The 15,456-nt window shown below is 68.3% G+C and carries 19 protein-coding genes; 9 read left to right on the top strand and 10 right to left on the bottom strand.

What is annotated here, in order from left to right; all coding sequences use genetic code 11:
* The 5 genes from EF834_RS14040 to EF834_RS14020 form a co-directional block, all read right to left on the bottom strand.
* The gene (locus tag EF834_RS14040) at window positions 1-831 is read right to left on the bottom strand and encodes an ABC transporter permease (RefSeq protein ID WP_127947852.1); all 831 of its coding nucleotides are present in this window, start codon (window positions 829-831) and stop codon (window positions 1-3) included.
* Window positions 828-1,802: an ATP-binding cassette domain-containing protein gene (locus EF834_RS14035; protein ID WP_127947851.1), complete on the bottom strand. Its 975-nt coding sequence runs from the start codon at window positions 1,800-1,802 to the stop codon at window positions 828-830. Before EF834_RS14035 ends, EF834_RS14040 begins: the two co-directional genes overlap by 4 nt.
* Before the next feature lie 127 nt (window positions 1,803-1,929).
* Window positions 1,930-3,093: an o-succinylbenzoate--CoA ligase gene (gene menE, locus EF834_RS14030; protein ID WP_127947850.1), complete on the bottom strand. Its 1,164-nt coding sequence runs from the start codon at window positions 3,091-3,093 to the stop codon at window positions 1,930-1,932.
* Window positions 3,094-3,138: 45 nt separating this feature from the next.
* A complete protein-coding gene (locus EF834_RS14025) occupies window positions 3,139-3,519 on the bottom strand; it encodes a VOC family protein (protein WP_127947849.1) in 381 nt (126 codons plus the stop codon).
* Window positions 3,520-3,553: 34 nt separating this feature from the next.
* On the bottom strand, window positions 3,554-4,003 hold the full coding sequence (locus EF834_RS14020; RefSeq protein ID WP_127947848.1) for a hypothetical protein: 450 nt from the start codon (window positions 4,001-4,003) through the stop codon (window positions 3,554-3,556).
* Window positions 4,004-4,200: 197 nt separating this feature from the next.
* On the opposite strand from EF834_RS14020, the gene EF834_RS14015 reads away from it, so the two are divergent.
* Window positions 4,201-4,647 carry a hypothetical protein gene (locus EF834_RS14015; RefSeq protein ID WP_127947847.1) on the top strand — a complete coding sequence of 149 codons (447 nt, stop codon included), beginning with the start codon at window positions 4,201-4,203 and terminating at the stop codon, window positions 4,645-4,647.
* A gap of 47 nt (window positions 4,648-4,694) precedes the next feature.
* On the opposite strand, the gene EF834_RS18325 is transcribed toward EF834_RS14015, so the two are convergent.
* Together EF834_RS18325 and EF834_RS14005 are read right to left on the bottom strand one after the other, a co-directional pair.
* Window positions 4,695-5,150, bottom strand: a complete 456-nt coding sequence (locus EF834_RS18325; RefSeq protein ID WP_206615301.1) for a RecQ family zinc-binding domain-containing protein — start codon at window positions 5,148-5,150, stop codon at window positions 4,695-4,697.
* 338 nt (window positions 5,151-5,488) lie between these two features.
* Window positions 5,489-6,112, bottom strand: a complete 624-nt coding sequence (locus EF834_RS14005; RefSeq protein WP_127947845.1) for a dienelactone hydrolase family protein — start codon at window positions 6,110-6,112, stop codon at window positions 5,489-5,491.
* Window positions 6,113-6,299: 187 nt separating this feature from the next.
* On the opposite strand from EF834_RS14005, the gene EF834_RS14000 reads away from it, so the two are divergent.
* Window positions 6,300-7,004, top strand: coding sequence for a hypothetical protein (locus tag EF834_RS14000; RefSeq protein WP_235871206.1), 705 nt, complete (start codon window positions 6,300-6,302; stop codon window positions 7,002-7,004).
* A 37-nt stretch (window positions 7,005-7,041) separates the two neighbouring features.
* On the opposite strand, the gene EF834_RS13995 is transcribed toward EF834_RS14000, so the two are convergent.
* Window positions 7,042-7,935 carry a 1,4-dihydroxy-2-naphthoyl-CoA synthase gene (locus EF834_RS13995; RefSeq protein ID WP_127947844.1) on the bottom strand — a complete coding sequence of 298 codons (894 nt, stop codon included), beginning with the start codon at window positions 7,933-7,935 and terminating at the stop codon, window positions 7,042-7,044.
* Between the two features lie 82 nt (window positions 7,936-8,017).
* On the opposite strand from EF834_RS13995, the gene EF834_RS13990 reads away from it, so the two are divergent.
* From EF834_RS13990 to EF834_RS13980, 3 genes are read left to right on the top strand one after another with little or no spacing between them, the layout of a single operon-like run.
* The gene (locus tag EF834_RS13990) at window positions 8,018-8,665 is read left to right on the top strand and encodes a PaaI family thioesterase (RefSeq protein WP_127947843.1); all 648 of its coding nucleotides are present in this window, start codon (window positions 8,018-8,020) and stop codon (window positions 8,663-8,665) included.
* Window positions 8,662-9,699 carry an o-succinylbenzoate synthase gene (locus EF834_RS13985; protein ID WP_127947842.1) on the top strand — a complete coding sequence of 346 codons (1,038 nt, stop codon included), beginning with the start codon at window positions 8,662-8,664 and terminating at the stop codon, window positions 9,697-9,699. Before EF834_RS13990 ends, EF834_RS13985 begins: the two co-directional genes overlap by 4 nt.
* Window positions 9,700-9,754: 55 nt before the next feature.
* Window positions 9,755-10,201 carry a DUF6918 family protein gene (locus EF834_RS13980; protein ID WP_127948120.1) on the top strand — a complete coding sequence of 149 codons (447 nt, stop codon included), beginning with the start codon at window positions 9,755-9,757 and terminating at the stop codon, window positions 10,199-10,201.
* 113 nt (window positions 10,202-10,314) lie between these two features.
* On the opposite strand, the gene EF834_RS13975 is transcribed toward EF834_RS13980, so the two are convergent.
* A complete protein-coding gene (locus EF834_RS13975; RefSeq protein ID WP_127947841.1) occupies window positions 10,315-11,157 on the bottom strand; it encodes a siderophore-interacting protein in 843 nt (280 codons plus the stop codon).
* Window positions 11,158-11,222: 65 nt separating this feature from the next.
* Window positions 11,223-11,819 carry a flavin reductase family protein gene (locus EF834_RS13970; protein WP_127948119.1) on the bottom strand — a complete coding sequence of 199 codons (597 nt, stop codon included), beginning with the start codon at window positions 11,817-11,819 and terminating at the stop codon, window positions 11,223-11,225.
* A gap of 64 nt (window positions 11,820-11,883) precedes the next feature.
* Here EF834_RS13970 and menD point away from each other — a divergent pair, with 64 nt between their 5' ends.
* From menD to EF834_RS13950, 4 genes are read left to right on the top strand one after another with little or no spacing between them, the layout of a single operon-like run.
* The gene (menD, locus tag EF834_RS13965; protein WP_127948118.1) at window positions 11,884-13,530 is read left to right on the top strand and encodes a 2-succinyl-5-enolpyruvyl-6-hydroxy-3-cyclohexene-1-carboxylic-acid synthase; all 1,647 of its coding nucleotides are present in this window, start codon (window positions 11,884-11,886) and stop codon (window positions 13,528-13,530) included.
* 7 nt (window positions 13,531-13,537) lie between these two features.
* Window positions 13,538-13,960, top strand: coding sequence for a DUF3592 domain-containing protein (locus tag EF834_RS13960; protein WP_206615284.1), 423 nt, complete (start codon window positions 13,538-13,540; stop codon window positions 13,958-13,960).
* A 36-nt stretch (window positions 13,961-13,996) separates the two neighbouring features.
* On the top strand, window positions 13,997-14,725 hold the full coding sequence (locus tag EF834_RS13955; RefSeq protein ID WP_235871205.1) for a phosphatase PAP2 family protein: 729 nt from the start codon (window positions 13,997-13,999) through the stop codon (window positions 14,723-14,725).
* Between the two features lie 11 nt (window positions 14,726-14,736).
* The gene (locus EF834_RS13950) at window positions 14,737-15,435 is read left to right on the top strand and encodes a demethylmenaquinone methyltransferase (protein WP_127947839.1); all 699 of its coding nucleotides are present in this window, start codon (window positions 14,737-14,739) and stop codon (window positions 15,433-15,435) included.
* Window positions 15,436-15,456: the final 21 nt, after the last annotated feature.

The following is a 15,456-nucleotide window of genomic DNA, read 5'->3' as shown; positions in this document are numbered from 1 at the left end:
TCAGGCCTTGCGCATGAAGGTCCGCACGGTCAACGGCGCCATGATCCCGACGATCACCGCCGCGCCCAGCAGGGCCCACACTGTGTTGATGCCGAAGTGCCCGTCGTTCGCGAGTTCGCGGACGGCGGTGACCAACTGCGACACGGGATTGATGTTGACGAAGGCCTGCACCCATCCCGGCATCGAGTCCGCCGGGACGAACGCATTGGACATGAACACCAGCGGGAAGAGGGTCAACATCGAGAGACCCTGCACGGCAGTGGCTTTGTTCATGATCACACCCAAGAAGGCGAAGATCCAGCTGATCGCGAACGCGCACACCATGATCAGCAGTGCCGCGGACGCCACGCCGACGAACCCACCGCCTGGACGGTAGCCCATGGCAAGACCGACGATGATGGTGATTATCGTCGCGATCAGATAGCGGACGACGTCGGCGATCAATGCTCCTGACAGCGGGGCGATTCGGGCGATCGGCAATGACTTGAACCGGTCGAACACGCCCTTGTCCATGTCTTCGCGTAGCTGTGTGCCGGTCACGATCGAAGTCGTGATCACCGACTGCACCAGGATGCCCGGGATGATGATCGGCAGGTACGACTGCACGTCACCGGAGATCGCACCGCCGAAGATGTACGTGAACATGGCGGTGAAGATGATCGGCGAGAGCACTACATCGAACAATTGCTGGGGATTGTGCTTGATCTTGAGGATACCGCGGTAGGCCATCGTGAAGCTGTGGGCGACCGCGGCCTGGGGGCTGATTCGGTCGACGGCCTCGATGGTCCGCGTTGCAGTCGTTCTGGCTGGCGAGGTGAGTGTGGTGGTCATGCAACGCTCCGTTCGGACTCTGCGGTGTCGTGCCCGGTGATTGTGAGGAAGACTTCGTCGAGGCTTGGTCTGGAGACGGTGATCTCGTCGACGGCGATCGACCGATCCCGCAGTTGTAGAAGCAGATCCGCGGCAATCGACGGATCCGACAGTGGTGCGGTGATTCGGCCCGATTCGGGGGTGACGGCGGCCTCGACGCCCAGCGCGCTGGAGATCACGGTCCGGGCCTGCTCGATCAGGTCACGGTCCGCCAGGGTCAGTTGCAGCGCCGATGCTCCGACCGAAGCCTTCAACTCGTCGGCGGTACCGTCCGCAATCACCCGACCGCGGTCTATGACGGCGATTCGGTCGGCGAGCTGATCGGCCTCGTCGAGGTACTGCGTCGTGAGCAGCACGGTCGAGCCTTCCGCGACGAGTTGTCGGATGGTGTCCCACATCTGTGCGCGTGTCCGCGGATCGAGCCCGGTGGTCGGCTCGTCGAGGAACAGCAGCGGGGGACGGGCGATGAGGCTGGCCGCGAGGTCGAGACGCCGGCGCATGCCGCCAGAGAAGTCCTTGAGCGGCTTGGACGCAGCCTCTGTCAGTCCGAACTCCTCGAGGAGTTCGGCGGCTTTATGCTTGGCGGCCACGCGACCCAGGCCCAACAGACGCGAGAAGATGACCAGATTCTCCGTGGCCGTGAGTTCCTCGTCGACTGATGCGTACTGTCCGGCGAGGCCGACAAGGGACCGGACGGCCGTCGGCTCGCGGACGACGTCGCGGCCGAAGATTCGGGCCTCGCCGCCATCGGGACGAAGCAACGTTGCGAGCATGCGCACGGTCGTGGTCTTGCCGGCGCCGTTGGGGCCGAGCACGCCGTACACCGATCCGGTCGGCACGGTGAGGCTCACGCCGTCCACCGCGCGCTGCCCACCGAAGGTCTTGACGAGCCCGACGGCTTCGATTGCCGGGGGTGAGGTGTTGAGGTTCATGACCTCACGATGAGGGTGGCCGCTTGCACCGGACTGGCATCGGCCTTGCGTCGAGCTTGCACGCGCTTGCGCCGAGGTGCGCCAGGTCCGTGATTGCCGAGGTCACGCGGGCGGTGTGGCCATACCGTCAGCGGCGATTCCAGGCCTCCCGCAGGGCAATGCGGTCGACCTTCCCCGGGCCACGCATGGGTATGGCATCGACCACCCGGATCTCGCGCGGGGCCGCGGTGACGTCGAGTACGGAACTGACGTGCATACGGAGATCCTCGACGGTCGGCACCAGCCCCGGCGCAGGGACGAGTACCGCGACGACTCGCTCACCCAGCCGATCGTCCGGGACTCCGAGGACCGCACACTCGCGTACGGCAGGGTGCTCGGCCAGCACGGCCTCGACCACCTGGGGGACGACGGTGAGTCCTCCCGTGGAGATCGCCTCGTCGAGGCGGCCGTGGATCGTGAGACGCCCGCCGGAGAGGCTGCCGGCGTCGTCGGTGCGAAACCGGCCGGGTTCGGCGAACGCCGGGTGTTCGGGCAGTCCGCGATAGCCAGAGGCGATCATTTCGCCGCCGAGCACCACTCGTGAGTCGTCGTCGATCCGGACCGTGGCGACGTCGAGGGGGGTGCCGTCGTAGACGCACCCGCCGCACGTCTCGCTCATGCCGTAAGTCCGGACCACCCGAATGCCGGCGTCGACGGCGCGGCGCAGCAGCGGCGGCGGGGTCGCCGCGCCGCCGAGCAAAACGGCGTCGAGGGCCGCCAGCGCCGCCGTCGCATCCGGATGATCGAGCGCCTTGACGAGTTGAGTGGGGACCAGCGACGTGTAGCGACGCGAACCGGTCATCGCGTCGACCGCGGCGGGAAGGTCGCCCGGATCGAATCCGGCGGTGACGTCGACGATGACGGGTGTCTGCCCGGCCAGCAGGCTGCGCAGCAACACCTGCATGCCGGCGATGTGATGAGCCGGCAGCGCCAGGAGCCACGATCCGGGGCCGCCCAGGCGGCGGTGCGTGGCCTCGCCGCTCGCACGGAGCGCGCGGGAGGAGAGCAGCGCGCCCTTGGGAACGCCGGTCGTGCCCGACGTCGCCATCACCAGCGCGATGTCGTCGGCCACGTCGTCGATCGGTTCACCCGGGCGCAGGGCGTGCGCGAGCCGGTCTGTCTCCTTCGCATCTCCGTCGGGCACCGGCAGCAGCGGAGGGCTCGAGCCGTCCAGTACTCGCGTGAGTTCCGGTAGGACCGACACCACCGCGCTGCCGGGCGGGATCGGGAGGAGGTGCAGGAGGGTGCTCACCCTCAGATGGTTTCACGCGGCCGGTTTCGCGCGGGCCGCCCCGCCTCACCGCAGGTCGCGTCGCAGCGGGTGATTCTCGGGAATCTGGACCAGCACGATCGGGATGTCGTCGGGGTCGGCGATCCACATCTCGAGCAGGCCCCACGGCTCCTCTCGGGCCTCGCGCACGATCGGGACCTCGGCGCGGATCAACTCGTCCTGTGCGTCCGACAGGTTCCGGACCTGCAGCCACAGCGCGCCCGGGAACCGGAAATAGAGATCCGTACCGCCGTGCGCGGTCACCTCGATCAGGCCCTGGCCGGCGAAGAACACCGTGCCACCGGGGTACTCGCGTGCGATGGCGAGGCCGAGGACGTCGCGGTAGAACGACAGGGTCACCTCGTAGTCCCGCGGCCGCAGAAGCGTTCTGCTGCTCAGTATCTCCACGGTCGTTCCTCCCGACTCGACGTCTCTACCCGGGTCACTGTTCGGGGGCGGGACGCGCCTCGTGCCCGGGCCGGCCCTTCGTTCGCCGGGCCTCCTTCATCTCCGCCTCGTACAGGTGTCGGCGACCAGCGAGCAGTGCCTCGCGAACCGCCTTCTCGTGTTCGCGAAACTCGGCCCAGTAGCCGTCGTCGAACTCCTCGACGATCTGGAACGTCCACCGCCCCTCGAGCACGTTGCGGCCCACCATCGCCGTCTCGAGCCGCTCGGCGTGCGCCGTGTGCCCGGACTCGGAGAGCATCTGCGCCGCCCGTCCCAGCTGCCGGTCGGCGCGGCCCATCAACTGGTGAAACGCGTACAGGTGGCCGCGGGCCTGTTCGACGGTCTCGAGTGCCTCGGACAGCTTGCCCACCGCCTCGATTGTGGCATCCGTGACCCCTTCCGGGCGGCGGTGCTCCGGCGCGGGCTGCTCGCGGTCGGCGGTCATGCGTCCAGTGTGCCTGCCTGGGGCGTTGCTCGAGCTGGGAGCGCCTCGACCGTCCGGAATGAGCTGTTTGTCGGACCGCGCTGATACAAGTAAATGGCAATTGGGGGAGGAAAGTCGATCATCCGCCCGCGACGTCGTCGCGGGTAGTCGCGATGTCCGACTCCAGGTACAACGAGCGGAATCGAGAGAGTCACACAATGATTGGAAAGTCCACCGCGGTTGCAGCGGTGATGGTCGGCGCAATCGCTCTTGGAGCGGGCACCGCGAGTGCCGCGGCGACGTCCTTCGGGGACGGCACCCACCTGGTCGGGACGCACATTCGGCCCGGCGTCTACGAATCCCAGTGGAGCGACAGTTGCTACTGGGAGCGCTTGAGCGGGTTGTCCGGCGATCTTGACGACATCATCGCGAATGATTTCGCCTCCGGGCGGCAGGTCGTTCGCATCTACTACAGCGACACTGCCTTCAAGTCGAGTCGGTGCGGCACCTGGACCCGACTGCCTGACCCGCCGGCTCCGCCACCGCCGCCGCCGCCGGGTCCGATGGATTTCGTCGCTCCGGCGATCGGTAGCATGCTGGTCAGTTCCCTGGTGATGCCGCAGTTGCCTGTGGCCTTGCTGTACGGATCCATGTCTATGTCCTGATCCGGTGACGCAGCGTGGCGCGTCGATCGACTCGGCGCGTCGCCGCGTCAGTTTGATGCCCGCAGCAGCTCGGTACTCTCCAGCGCATCCAGTGACAGCGTCCGGTAGCCGTGCTCGTCGAACAGGACGGTGATCCGGTCGGTTTCGGTGCGGATCACCACGCCGGCGCCCCAGTCCCGGTGAGTCACTCGGGTGTCGACGGGAAACGGTGAGCGTTCGAAACGTATTGGCGAGCTATCGTTTTCGTCGCAGCGGTCGCAATTACCGCACGATCGGTCGGGGTGCTCGCCGAAGTACTCGAGGAGGAACCGGCGACGACACCCGCGGGTTTCGGCGTAGCCCTGAATCATCTCGACACGGGAGCGGTCCCTCCTCCGGTCGGTCGCGGCGACGTGCAGCGCCACTGTCACCGCGTCGTCCTCTGCGACACCTGCGGATGCGATGCCGAACTCCCCGTCGCCGACGACCCCGGCGCGGGCCAGCAGGTTGACCGCGTTGGTCACGGTCCGAGAGCATAGTTCTGTTCGGAACCGCAACTCGCGCAGTGAGATCGGCTCGGTCGGGAGAGTTCGGTAGATCCGGCGCAGTGCGTCTTCCCGGGGGTGCCTCGAGGCGAAGAACGTGCGCAGGGTCAGATCCTCCGGGCGGTAGAAAAGCAACGCGAGTGCGTCGGTGCCGTCGCATCGCGGCCACCACGTCGCGGCCGTCGAGTATCGGCGCCATCGCCTCGAGCTGGCCGGGTTTGAGCTGCTCCCAGCCGAAGTCCTCCCGGGCGACGCGTCGCAGGTCGTCGGTGCGACGGGGGGCGTCAGGGATTCGTAGCGGCATCCGGGACGATCCCTCACGGGTTGTGCGCGTGTGCGACGAACCAACTCCGGGCGTGATCCGCGACGGCGTCGAGGGTGCCTGGCTCTTCGAACAGGTGCGTGGCGCCGGGCACGATCACGAGCTCGTGCTCGCACTCGAGGAGTTCGGCGGCCTGCCGATTCAGATCGATCACCGTCGTGTCGAGGGAACCGACCAGAAGCAGCGTCGGCGCGCGCACCGCCGACAGCCGCGATCCCGCCAGGTCCGGGCGTCCGCCGCGGGAGACGATCGCGGTGATGTCGGCATCGGGCTCGGCGGCGGCGTGCAGGGCCGCGCCGGCGCCGGTGCTCGCGCCGAAGTATGCGATTGTCCGCACCCCGTCAAGCAACTGCATCGTCACCTCACACAGCCGCGCCGACAGCAGCGGAATGTCGAACACCAGCCGGCGGTCCCCCTCCTCGTCCGGGGCGAGCAGGTCGAACAGCAGTGTTCCGAGGCCGACGTCCTGCAGGAGCCTGGCCACGTGGCGGTTCCGAGGGCTGAACCGGCCACTGCCGCTGCCGTGCGCGAACACCACCACCGGCATGTCGCCGACCGGATCGGTCAGTGAGCCGGACAGTCGGACACCGTCGACCTTGAACGTCTTCTCGCCGCTCATATCCCCCATTGCACACCCGATCGGCGGGGGTCACCAAGGGGTAATGGGTCCCGACATCGGTCTCGTCGTCGGTCTCGCGCCCGCGGCTAAGCCCTGCGGATCTGTCGGAGTTTGCGGATACGTTGGCGTGTTGCCCGTCTGAAGGGCACCACCGACCCGGTTCGGTGCGACAAAAGGGAGGAAGCGGATGACGTCGGACGAGGCGCTGCGGGGGATCGAGCAGGGGGCGACCTTGAACACCGCGATGATCAGTCCCGTCGCGGGTGGGCTGATCCGGACCTGGACGAGCGAGGGGAGCAGGCTGTGGAGTGTCGAGGACCCCGACTGGCTGAGCGGGGTGCTCGGTCGCGGGCTGGTTGGCCGTACTCCGATGCCGAACGACCGTTTCCGAGAGGCTGTATTCCTGAACTCTGACGACGGAACTTTGCTGGTGCAGAGTCGGTACGCGTCCGGGGCGGGGAGGTCGGAGGTGGAGGTGGAGGTCGAGGTCAATGTCGTCCAGTTAGGTGAGCCGACCCGACCGGAGGCGAACCCGTGGTACGACATGGACCGATTCCTCAGCGCAGTAGCAGTGTCGGCCGCCGACCGAGGCGAATACTACGTCGCGGAACTGGGTGGCTGGGACGCCCCGACCGAACCGTACTGCCTATTTGCGGTCATGGATCAGGGCGATGGACCGATGTCGCTGCTCGAAGCGGCCCCGGCGCCGCGCGGTACCGACTTCTGGCCGGAGGTCCCGCACGAGCAGCCAGGCTCGACCGTGGTGGCGCCGGCCTCCGACAAGACGCTGTCGGTTGCCGGTGTCTTTGTCACGGCGGCGATCCACACCTGGGGCGTGGCACCGTGGGACATCGCCCTCACGTTCGGGAGCTTGAAGGACCTGACGGGATAGCGGCGGGTCGATCTGCCCGGTGCACGTCCAGAGTTGGTCAGAAGTACCAGGGAAACGGCGTCCAGTCCGGGTCCCGCTTCTCGAGGAACGAGTCACGGCCCTCGACGGCCTCGTCGGTCATGTACGCCATGCGGGTTGCCTCGCCGGCGAAGAGCTGCTGGCCGACCAGTCCGTCGTCGGTCAGGTTGAACGCGTACTTGAGCATGCGTTGCGCCTGCGGGGACTTGCCGTTGATCTTCTTGCCCCACTCGATCGCGACATTCTCGAGCTGGTCGTGGTCGACGACCTTGTTCACCGCGCCCATGTGGTGCATCTCCTCGGCGGTGTAGGTGTCGCCGAGGAAGAAGATCTCGCGGGCGAACTTCTGACCGACCATCTTCGCGAGGTACGCGCTGCCGAAGCCGCCGTCGAAGCTGCCCACGTCGGCGTCGGTCTGCTTGAAACGGGCGTGCTCGCGTGAAGCCAGCGTCAGGTCGCATGTGACATGCAGGCTGTGTCCGCCCCCGGCTGCCCACCCGTTGACGAGTGCGATCACGACCTTCGGCATGAAGCGGATCAGGCGCTGTACCTCGAGGATGTGCAGGCGGCCGGCGCGGGCCTTGTCGACCGTGTCGGCGGTCTCGCCGGACGCGTACTGGTAGCCGCTGCGACCGCGGATGCGCTGGTCGCCGCCCGAGCAGAACGCCCAGCCGCCGTCCTTGGGGCTCGGGCCGTTCCCCGTGAGGAGCACGCACCCGACGTCGGAGGTCATGCGGGCGTGGTCGAGCGTGCGGTACAGCTCGTCGACGGTATGCGGACGGAACGCGTTGCGTACCTCGGGGCGATCGAACGCGATGCGGACGATCCCCTCCGTGACATGACGGTGGTATGTGATGTCGGTGAGGTTCTCGAAACCGGGTACGGGACGCCAGAGCTGCGGGTCGAAGGTCACCAAGCGAGGATAGGCGTTGGCGGTGGAGTGGCGTAGGTCACCTCGCGCGTGGTCGACCCGGGCACGGCGTTACGGTGCAGCTATGAGCGAGCAACTGCAGACCGACACCACCACCGGGGACGACGTCTACGAACATCACGGCGGCTTCCCCATGTTCACGCCGGTCAAGGCCGGGCCGAACTACGCAGAATTCGTCGAATCGCTGCGCCGCCTGCAGGACCTCGCCGTCTCGACCCACATCCCCGACGACGTCGTCGAGGAGGCCATCGCCCGCATCGACGCGCTGAGCGAGATGCTCGAGCCGCACCGGGTCCCGGAGGGCAAGTCCCCGGCCGGCTTCAACACACACCTGCCCGGACGTGGCAGCCTGCTGCTCCTACCGTGGCAGTACGAGAAGCGCAGCGCCGACGGTGTCCGCCTGCGCGGCAAGTTCCGGATGTTCCACCGCGGCGGCAACCGGGCCGCGCACGGCGGCACCATCGCGCTGCTGTTCGACGACCTGTTCGGCATGGTTGTCCACGCGTCGGGGCATCCCATTGCCCGCACCGGGTACCTGCACGTCAACTATCGCAAGGTCACGCCCATCGAGACCGAACTGGTGGTCGAGGGCCGCGTCGACCGAGTCGAGGGCCGCAAGCTCATGTGCACCGCCGAACTCAAGGACCTCGACGGAAACATCCTCGCCGACTGCGAGGCTCTCATGATTCAGTTGCTGCCCGGACAGCCGTGACGGTTCCGTTCGGGGGCCCGTCCCTCGCCGACCTCCTGGCGGGGGCGCGGGTGGTGAGCCTGCCGATGCGGGTTCGCTTCCGCGGCATCACCACTCGTGAGGCCGTGCTCCTCGAGGGCCCGGCCGGCTGGGGGGAGTTCGCGCCCTTCCCCGAGTACGACGACGCCGAGGCCGCCACCTGGCTGCGCGCCGCGATCGAGGCCGCGTGGCTCGGTCCGCCGACGCCGCTGCGCGAGCGGGTGCCGATCAATGCGACCGTTCCCGCGATCGCCCCACAGCAGGTCCCCGAAATCCTCGCCCCCTTCCCCGGCGCCCGCACGGCGAAGGTGAAGGTTGCCGAGAATGGACAGACCCTGGCCGAAGACGTCGCCCGGGTCGCCGCGGTCCGCGAGTTGATCGACAACGTCCGCGTCGACGCCAACGGTGGCTGGACCGTCGACGAGGCGGTCACCGCGCTGGACGCGCTCACCGCCGATGGCCCGCTCGAGTACGCCGAGCAGCCCTGCGCGACGGTGCCCGAACTCGTCGAGGTCCGACGGCGTCTGGCTGAGGTCATGAACCGGCACGGCCGGCGGCGTGTGCCGATCGCGGCCGACGAGAGTATCCGCCGCGCCGAGGATCCCCTCAAGGTGGTGCGCACCGGCGGTGCCGATGTCGCGGTCGTGAAGGTGGCGCCGCTCGGCGGGATGCGCCGCCTGCTCTCGCTCGCTGACGACCTCGCCGGGCACGGTGTGCCGGTCGTTGTGTCCAGTGCGCTCGACACCGCTGTCGGGATGAACGCGGGACTGGCCGCGGCCGCGGCGCTTCCGGCGTTGCCGTACGCGTGCGGACTGGGTACCGGGGGTCTGTTCGTCACCGACGTCGCCGAGCCCCGTCAGGTGGCGGATGGCAGCCTCGCCGCGCATCCCATCGCCCCGGACCAGACGCGTCTCGCCGAACTGGGCGCGCCGCCCGAGCGCGCGCAGTGGTGGCTCGCCCGGCTACGGCGCTGCTACGAACTGCTGGCCGTGAGCGGTGACGCATGGGACGAATGAGTCGTATAGGGTCGTGCGCGGTCAGAAATGGACAAATCGATATGGAGGCATGAAAGTGGTTGCAGCGCTGAACGACACCTTGCTGGACGACGCACGGATGCCCGCGGTTCGCGCGGACGTCGAGGCGCTCGTCGATGCGGAGGTCTCGGACAAGACGGGCGCGTCTGGGCTGGCGCTGAAGGGCGGGTACTCGGCCGTCAAGAAGCTCGGTCCGTCGATCGTGCCGGACGCCATCGAGGGACTGCTGCCGGAGTTCGTCGTGCGCCTCGAGCCGTTCTGGCAGGAATTCGGCGCCAGCGGTGAGGCGAGCTTCTCGGCGTTCCTGACCGCGCGCGGCGACGCCGTCTCGGACGCGCTGCTGGGTGTCACCGACGACCGCATCGAGGCCAGCGACCGCGGTGCGATCAAGAAGGTCTACGGGACGCTGCGTCCGGCAGCCAAGAAGCACGTGACCGAGGCCCTGCCGCGCCTTGGTGACCTGGTGCAGAAGCACGCCGCGTAGTTGAAGCACGACCGAGTCCGCGGGCCCGTCCGGTGAATCCGGGCGGGCCCGCAGTCGTTACGGCTCCGTCTGTTTCGGCCTGTTCGTGGATGCGGTCCGGCCCGAGCGTGAGCTCAATTCGAGGCGTGACCGTGACGCCAGTAGCCGGTGAAGGCGATGTCGGACTTGGGCACGTTCCGGTCGGCGACGAGGTGGCGTCGTACCCCCGTAGCCAGGTCGCTCTCGCCGGCGACGAACGTGTAGAACGGGCCCCCCGGCAGATCCGAGAAATCCGACGCCATGATGGTCTCCAGCGCCAGCGCACCCGGACGGGCGATCGCGCTCTCGCGCACCAGCCACTGCAGGTCGACGTTGTCGCTCGCCGCGACGTCCCGGGCGGCCGCAATGTCGTCGGAGTCGGGGATCTCGACGTACGCGCGCACCCGCAGCGTGGGGTCGACCGACCGGAGGATCCCGGCGATCGCGGGCAGCGCGCTCTCGTCGCCGACCAGCAGGTGCCAGCGGGCGTCGGGGGTGGGGTTGTAGATCAGCCCCTCGTCGAGCAGGCCCACGGGATCGCCCGTGGCGCACGAGTTGGCCCACGCCGACGCCGGGCCCAGGTCACCATGCGAGGTGAAGTCGATATCGAGTTCCGGGCCGTCACCGAAGACCCCGCCTTCGGGACGGAACTCGCGGACCGTGTAGTTCCGCAGCGTCGGCCGGACGTCCTTGGGGATCAGCTTGAACTGGGCGTACCAGAGATTGCCGGTGGTGGTCGGCAGTCGGAAGCCCGTCTGTTCGGGTCCGGGAATGAACATCCGGAACCACTGGTCGAAGCCCATGGGCGTGAACCCGTGCAGGCCGTCGCCGCCGATCGTGACCCGGACGAAGTTCGGGCTGATCTGCTTGCTGCCGAGCACGTGCGCCGAGACGATCTCGCGCTGTTCGGGCTTTACGAACTTTGAGCGTTTGGCCATTGCATCCCGTCCCGCGAATCCGGCGTGAGTTTAGCCAACCCTAATGCGCCCGGGAAAGTCGTTCTTCAGCCAGGTGGTCCCGGGCGTGGGATCCGCCGTACCGGCGGCGGCGTACCCCACTCGTCGCGGCCGAGCCTGCTGAGAGGGGCCAGTGCCGCGAAATTCGGAAGTCCGTCGTCGGCGATCGCCTCGGGCCGCACCGCGACCGCCAGCACGTCCCCCATCACCACGAACGAGTTCCCGACCTCGATCACCTGTCGCAGCCGACACTCTATTGCGATGGGGGAGTCCGCGACCCGCTTCGGTCGGACCCGCTCGCTCGGCTCGGTTGCGATGCCGAGAGCCGCGAACTCGTCCGTGCCCGGCTCGTACGGGGCGGAGCTGGCGTTGACGTGCTCGACCATCGGTTCGGACGCCAGGTTGACGACGAACTCGCCGGTGGCCTCCACGTTGCGCAGGCTGTCCTTGCGGGTGACCGATGTGAACTGCACCACCGGCGGCTCCGCGCTCGACACCGTGAAGAAGCTGTACGGCGCCAGATTCGGCACTCCGTCTGCGGACAGCGTCGACACCCACGCGATCGGTCGTGGCAGCACCGACGCGGTCAACACCGGGTAGAAGCTGCCCGGCTCCATCTCTGCTGGGTCGAAGATCGTGCGCACCATGCCAACCATCGTCGCAGCCCCTCCCGGCGGGTGGGTCGCCGCACCTGGCACTCTGGAGGACGTGAACCCGTCCACCGCACAAGCGGCAGCCGTAGTCGACGAACTGATCCGCGGCGGGGTGCGCGAGGCCGTGCTCTGCCCGGGTTCGCGCAACGCGCCGCTCGCCTTCGCGTTGCACGCGGCCGACGCCGCCGGGCGGCTTCGCCTGCACATGCGCATCGACGAGCGCACCGCCGGATTCCTGGCGGTCGGTCTCGCGGTCGCGGGCGGACGCCCCGTGCCGGTCGTCATGACTTCGGGCACCGCGGTGGCGAACCTCGGTCCGGCCGTACTCGAAGCGAACTACGCGCGGGTGCCGTTGATCGTGCTCAGCGCCAACCGCCCGTACGAGATGCTCGGCACCGGCGCCAACCAGACCGTCGAGCAGTTCGGCCTGTTCGGCAGCCAGATCCGGGCCGCGATCAGCCTCGGGCTCGCCGAGGAGGCCGGCGACGAGTCGCTGCGAGGGATCCGCTTCGACGAACAGAACAGCCAGTGGCGATCCGCGGTGTGCCGCGTGCTGGCAGCCGCCCGCGGCACCCGCTCCGGCAACGCCGGACCCGTCCACTTCGACATCCCGCTCCGCGAGCCACTCGTCCCGGACGTCCATGCCCAGGGTCCGATCCCCCAGGGCCGTCCCGACGGCGCGGCGTGGACCACGACCGTGCATGCGACGCTCGACGTCCCGGTGGAGATCGACATCACGCCCGACACCGTCGTCATCTCCGGGCACGGCGCGGCGCATCGGCCCGAGCTGGCGGGGCTGCCGACCGTTGCCGAACCCACCGCGCCGCTGCACGGGCTGCCGCTGCATCCGCTCGCGTTGTCGCAGATCAAGCCGCGTCAGGCGATCGTCACCGGGCGTCCCACGCTGCATCGTCCGGTGTCGAAGCTGCTCGCCGATCCTGCCGTCGCGGTGTACGCGCTCACCACCGGGCCGCGCTGGCCCGACGTCTCCGGCAACGTCCGCGGGACCGGCACCCGCGCCGTCGTGTCCGGCGCCCCGGACTCCGCATGGATCGAACGTTGCCGACACCTGTCCGAGCACGCCGACAAGGCGGTTCGCTCACAGCTCGCCGCGCACCCCCGGACGACGGGCCTGCATGTGGCGGCCGCTGTCATGGATGCCCTCTCCAGTGGTGACCAGTTGCTGCTGGGCGCGTCGAACCCGGTGCGCGATGCCGCGCTGGTCAGCTACCCGCGGCCCGGCGTGAAGGTGCGCTCGAACCGTGGTGTCGCCGGCATCGACGGCACCGTCTCCGCCGCCATCGGCGCGGCACTCGCGTACGAGACCGAGGGCCGCACCGTCGCCCTCCTCGGCGATCTGACGTTCCTGCACGACGCGTCCGGCCTGCTCATCGGCCCCGGGGAGCCGCGTCCGGCCGATTTGACGATCGTCGTCGCCAACGACGACGGTGGCGGCATCTTCGAGCTGCTCGAACAGGGTGATCCGCAGTATGCGGGCGTCTTCGACCGCGTCTTCGGAACACCGCACGGCATCGACCTGGCCGCACTTTGTGCTGCGTACCGGGTCCCACACACCCGAGTCGCTCTGGCCGATCTCGGTGCCGCACTCATCGCGCCCGCGGATGGCATCCGCGTCCTCGAGGTGGTCACCGATCGTTCCGTGCTGCGGGAACTGCATGCCGCCGTGCGGGCTCAACTATGAGACCGGCGTGAGTCCCCGGACCGCGCACCGCGCGCTGCTCGGAGTCGTCGCTGTGGCCACCGGCATCTCGGTGCTGGCGGTCCTGCTCGTGCTTGCGGCATGGCGCAACGACCGGACCATCGAGTCGGACATGGGTACCGCGACCGCCGAAGTGCTCTCGGCGGGTTCGCTGCGATCGGCGGTCAGCTTCGTCACCCCCGATGGCATCACCCACAACCCGCGGCTCGGGGTGCTCTATCCGACCAGACTCACCGCAGGGCAGCGCATCGAAGTCGAGTACGCGCGCAGCGAACCGGATCTCGTGCGCGTCGCCGGCCGCGACGCGAGCGTCGCGATCGTGCCGTGCGGATCGGTTGTCGTCGGGACGTGGCTCGTCGCCCTGCCGGTGCTGCTCGTGCTGCGCCGGCGAGCCCGCACCGAAAGTTCCTGAGAAATTCACTCAGGAAGGTTTCCTATGCTCATACGAATGCAAGCGGGTAGGGGTAGCGCCGCGAGTTCCGAACGCGCGGGGATGATGCTGATCGGTGCGGCGGTCGTCGTCGTAGCCCTTTACCTGCTGAAGGACGTCAGCGCAGTGATCTACCGCGCGATCGTCCCGCGCACGTCGGACCTGCCGGGCGTCGACCTGATCGCCGACGGCGGTCTGCTCGTGCTCGTCGCGATCTTCACGGTCCTCGCTGTGCGGATGTGGCGAACCCGCTCGTCCTATCTGGGAGACCTGTTGATGGGCGGCTTCGGCGTGGTGGTCGCGTACGGCCTGAGCGAGGTCCTCAAGGTCTTCGTCGGCGAGATGCGACCGTGCCATGTAGAACTGACGCTTCCGAACTGCCCCCCGGTCAGCGACTGGTCGTTCCCGAGCAACCACTCCGCCATCGCGTTCGGTCTTGCGGCCGCCATCGTGCTCGCCTCCGTACGAATGCTCTCACCCATGCAGCGTGGTCTCGTAATAGCTCTTGCAGCCGTAGTAGCGCTCGCCCGAGTCGTGCAGGGCGCGCACTACCCGCACGACGTCGTCGCCGGAGCCGTCGTCGGGTCCGCCGTCACGACCGCGGTGGTCGTCATGCTGGTGCCGTGGGCTCGAGGGAAAGCCCGCGCCCTTCGTCGGAACGCGCCGATTGCGGACCAGCCTGTGTCGGACGGCGCAGTTGGGGCGGAGGACGCGGCTGAAGCCGTCCAGCAACGACCCGGTTGGTAGCGTCTTCGACCGTGGCAGACACACATGGATCGCGGGCCTCGCTCGACAAGAAGCCGCATGAGGTCGCGTCGATGTTCGACGGCGTCGCCAAGCGCTACGACCTGACGAACACGGTCCTGTCGTTCGGCCAGGATCGCAGTTGGCGCAAGGCTACGCGTGCGGCGCTCGACCTTAAGCCCGGAGAGCGGGTCCTCGATCTCGCTGCCGGAACGGGTATCTCCACGGTCGAACTGGGACGCTCCGGCGCGTGGGTGGTCGCCACGGATTTCTCCAAGGGCATGCTCGCAGCCGGCATCGGTCGCCGTGTCCCGATGGTCGCCGGCGACGCGATGCACCTGCCGTACGCCGACGGCGTCTTCGACGCCGCCACGATCTCGTTCGGGTTGCGCAATGTCTCCGACTTCGATGCCGGCCTGCGGGAGATTGCGCGCGTCACCAAACCCGGTGGTCGTCTCGTCGTGTGCGAGTTCTCCACGCCGGTGTTCGGCCCGTTCCGCACCGTCTACATGGAGTACCTGATGAAGGCGCTGCCGCAGGTCGCGCGCGCAGTCAGCAGCAACCCCGACGCCTACGTCTACCTTGCCGAGTCGATCCGAGAGTGGCCCGCGCAGGAGGAACTTGCCCGACGGATCGAGGCCGCCGGCTGGAAGAAGGTGCAGTGGCGCAACCTCTCCGGCGGCATCGTCGCGCTGCACCGTGCGACACGGTGATCGCACTTACATCCGGTGACC

Origin of the sequence: Rhodococcus spongiicola, assembly GCF_004011835.1 — a bacterium.
Lineage (GTDB): Bacteria > Actinomycetota > Actinomycetes > Mycobacteriales > Mycobacteriaceae > Prescottella > Prescottella spongiicola.
The sequence above is the reverse complement of the archived record's forward strand: the minus strand, read 5'-3'. Positions and strand labels throughout refer to the sequence as shown.

Excerpts from the sequence above, each read along its gene's own strand:
- EF834_RS14040 (WP_127947852.1), bottom strand. The coding sequence starts at position 831 with ATGACCACCACACTCACCTCGCCAGCCAGAACGACTGCAACGCGGACC.
- EF834_RS14035 (WP_127947851.1), bottom strand. The coding sequence starts at position 1,802 with ATGAACCTCAACACCTCACCCCCGGCAATCGAAGCCGTCGGGCTCGTC.
- EF834_RS14020 (WP_127947848.1), bottom strand. The coding sequence starts at position 4,003 with ATGACCGCCGACCGCGAGCAGCCCGCGCCGGAGCACCGCCGCCCGGAA.
- EF834_RS14015 (WP_127947847.1), top strand. The coding sequence starts at position 4,201 with ATGATTGGAAAGTCCACCGCGGTTGCAGCGGTGATGGTCGGCGCAATC.
- EF834_RS14005 (WP_127947845.1), bottom strand. The coding sequence starts at position 6,112 with ATGAGCGGCGAGAAGACGTTCAAGGTCGACGGTGTCCGACTGTCCGGC.
- EF834_RS14000 (WP_235871206.1), top strand. The coding sequence starts at position 6,300 with ATGACGTCGGACGAGGCGCTGCGGGGGATCGAGCAGGGGGCGACCTTG.
- EF834_RS13990 (WP_127947843.1), top strand. The coding sequence starts at position 8,018 with ATGAGCGAGCAACTGCAGACCGACACCACCACCGGGGACGACGTCTAC.
- EF834_RS13975 (WP_127947841.1), bottom strand. The coding sequence starts at position 11,157 with ATGGCCAAACGCTCAAAGTTCGTAAAGCCCGAACAGCGCGAGATCGTC.
- EF834_RS13955 (WP_235871205.1), top strand. The coding sequence starts at position 13,997 with ATGCAAGCGGGTAGGGGTAGCGCCGCGAGTTCCGAACGCGCGGGGATG.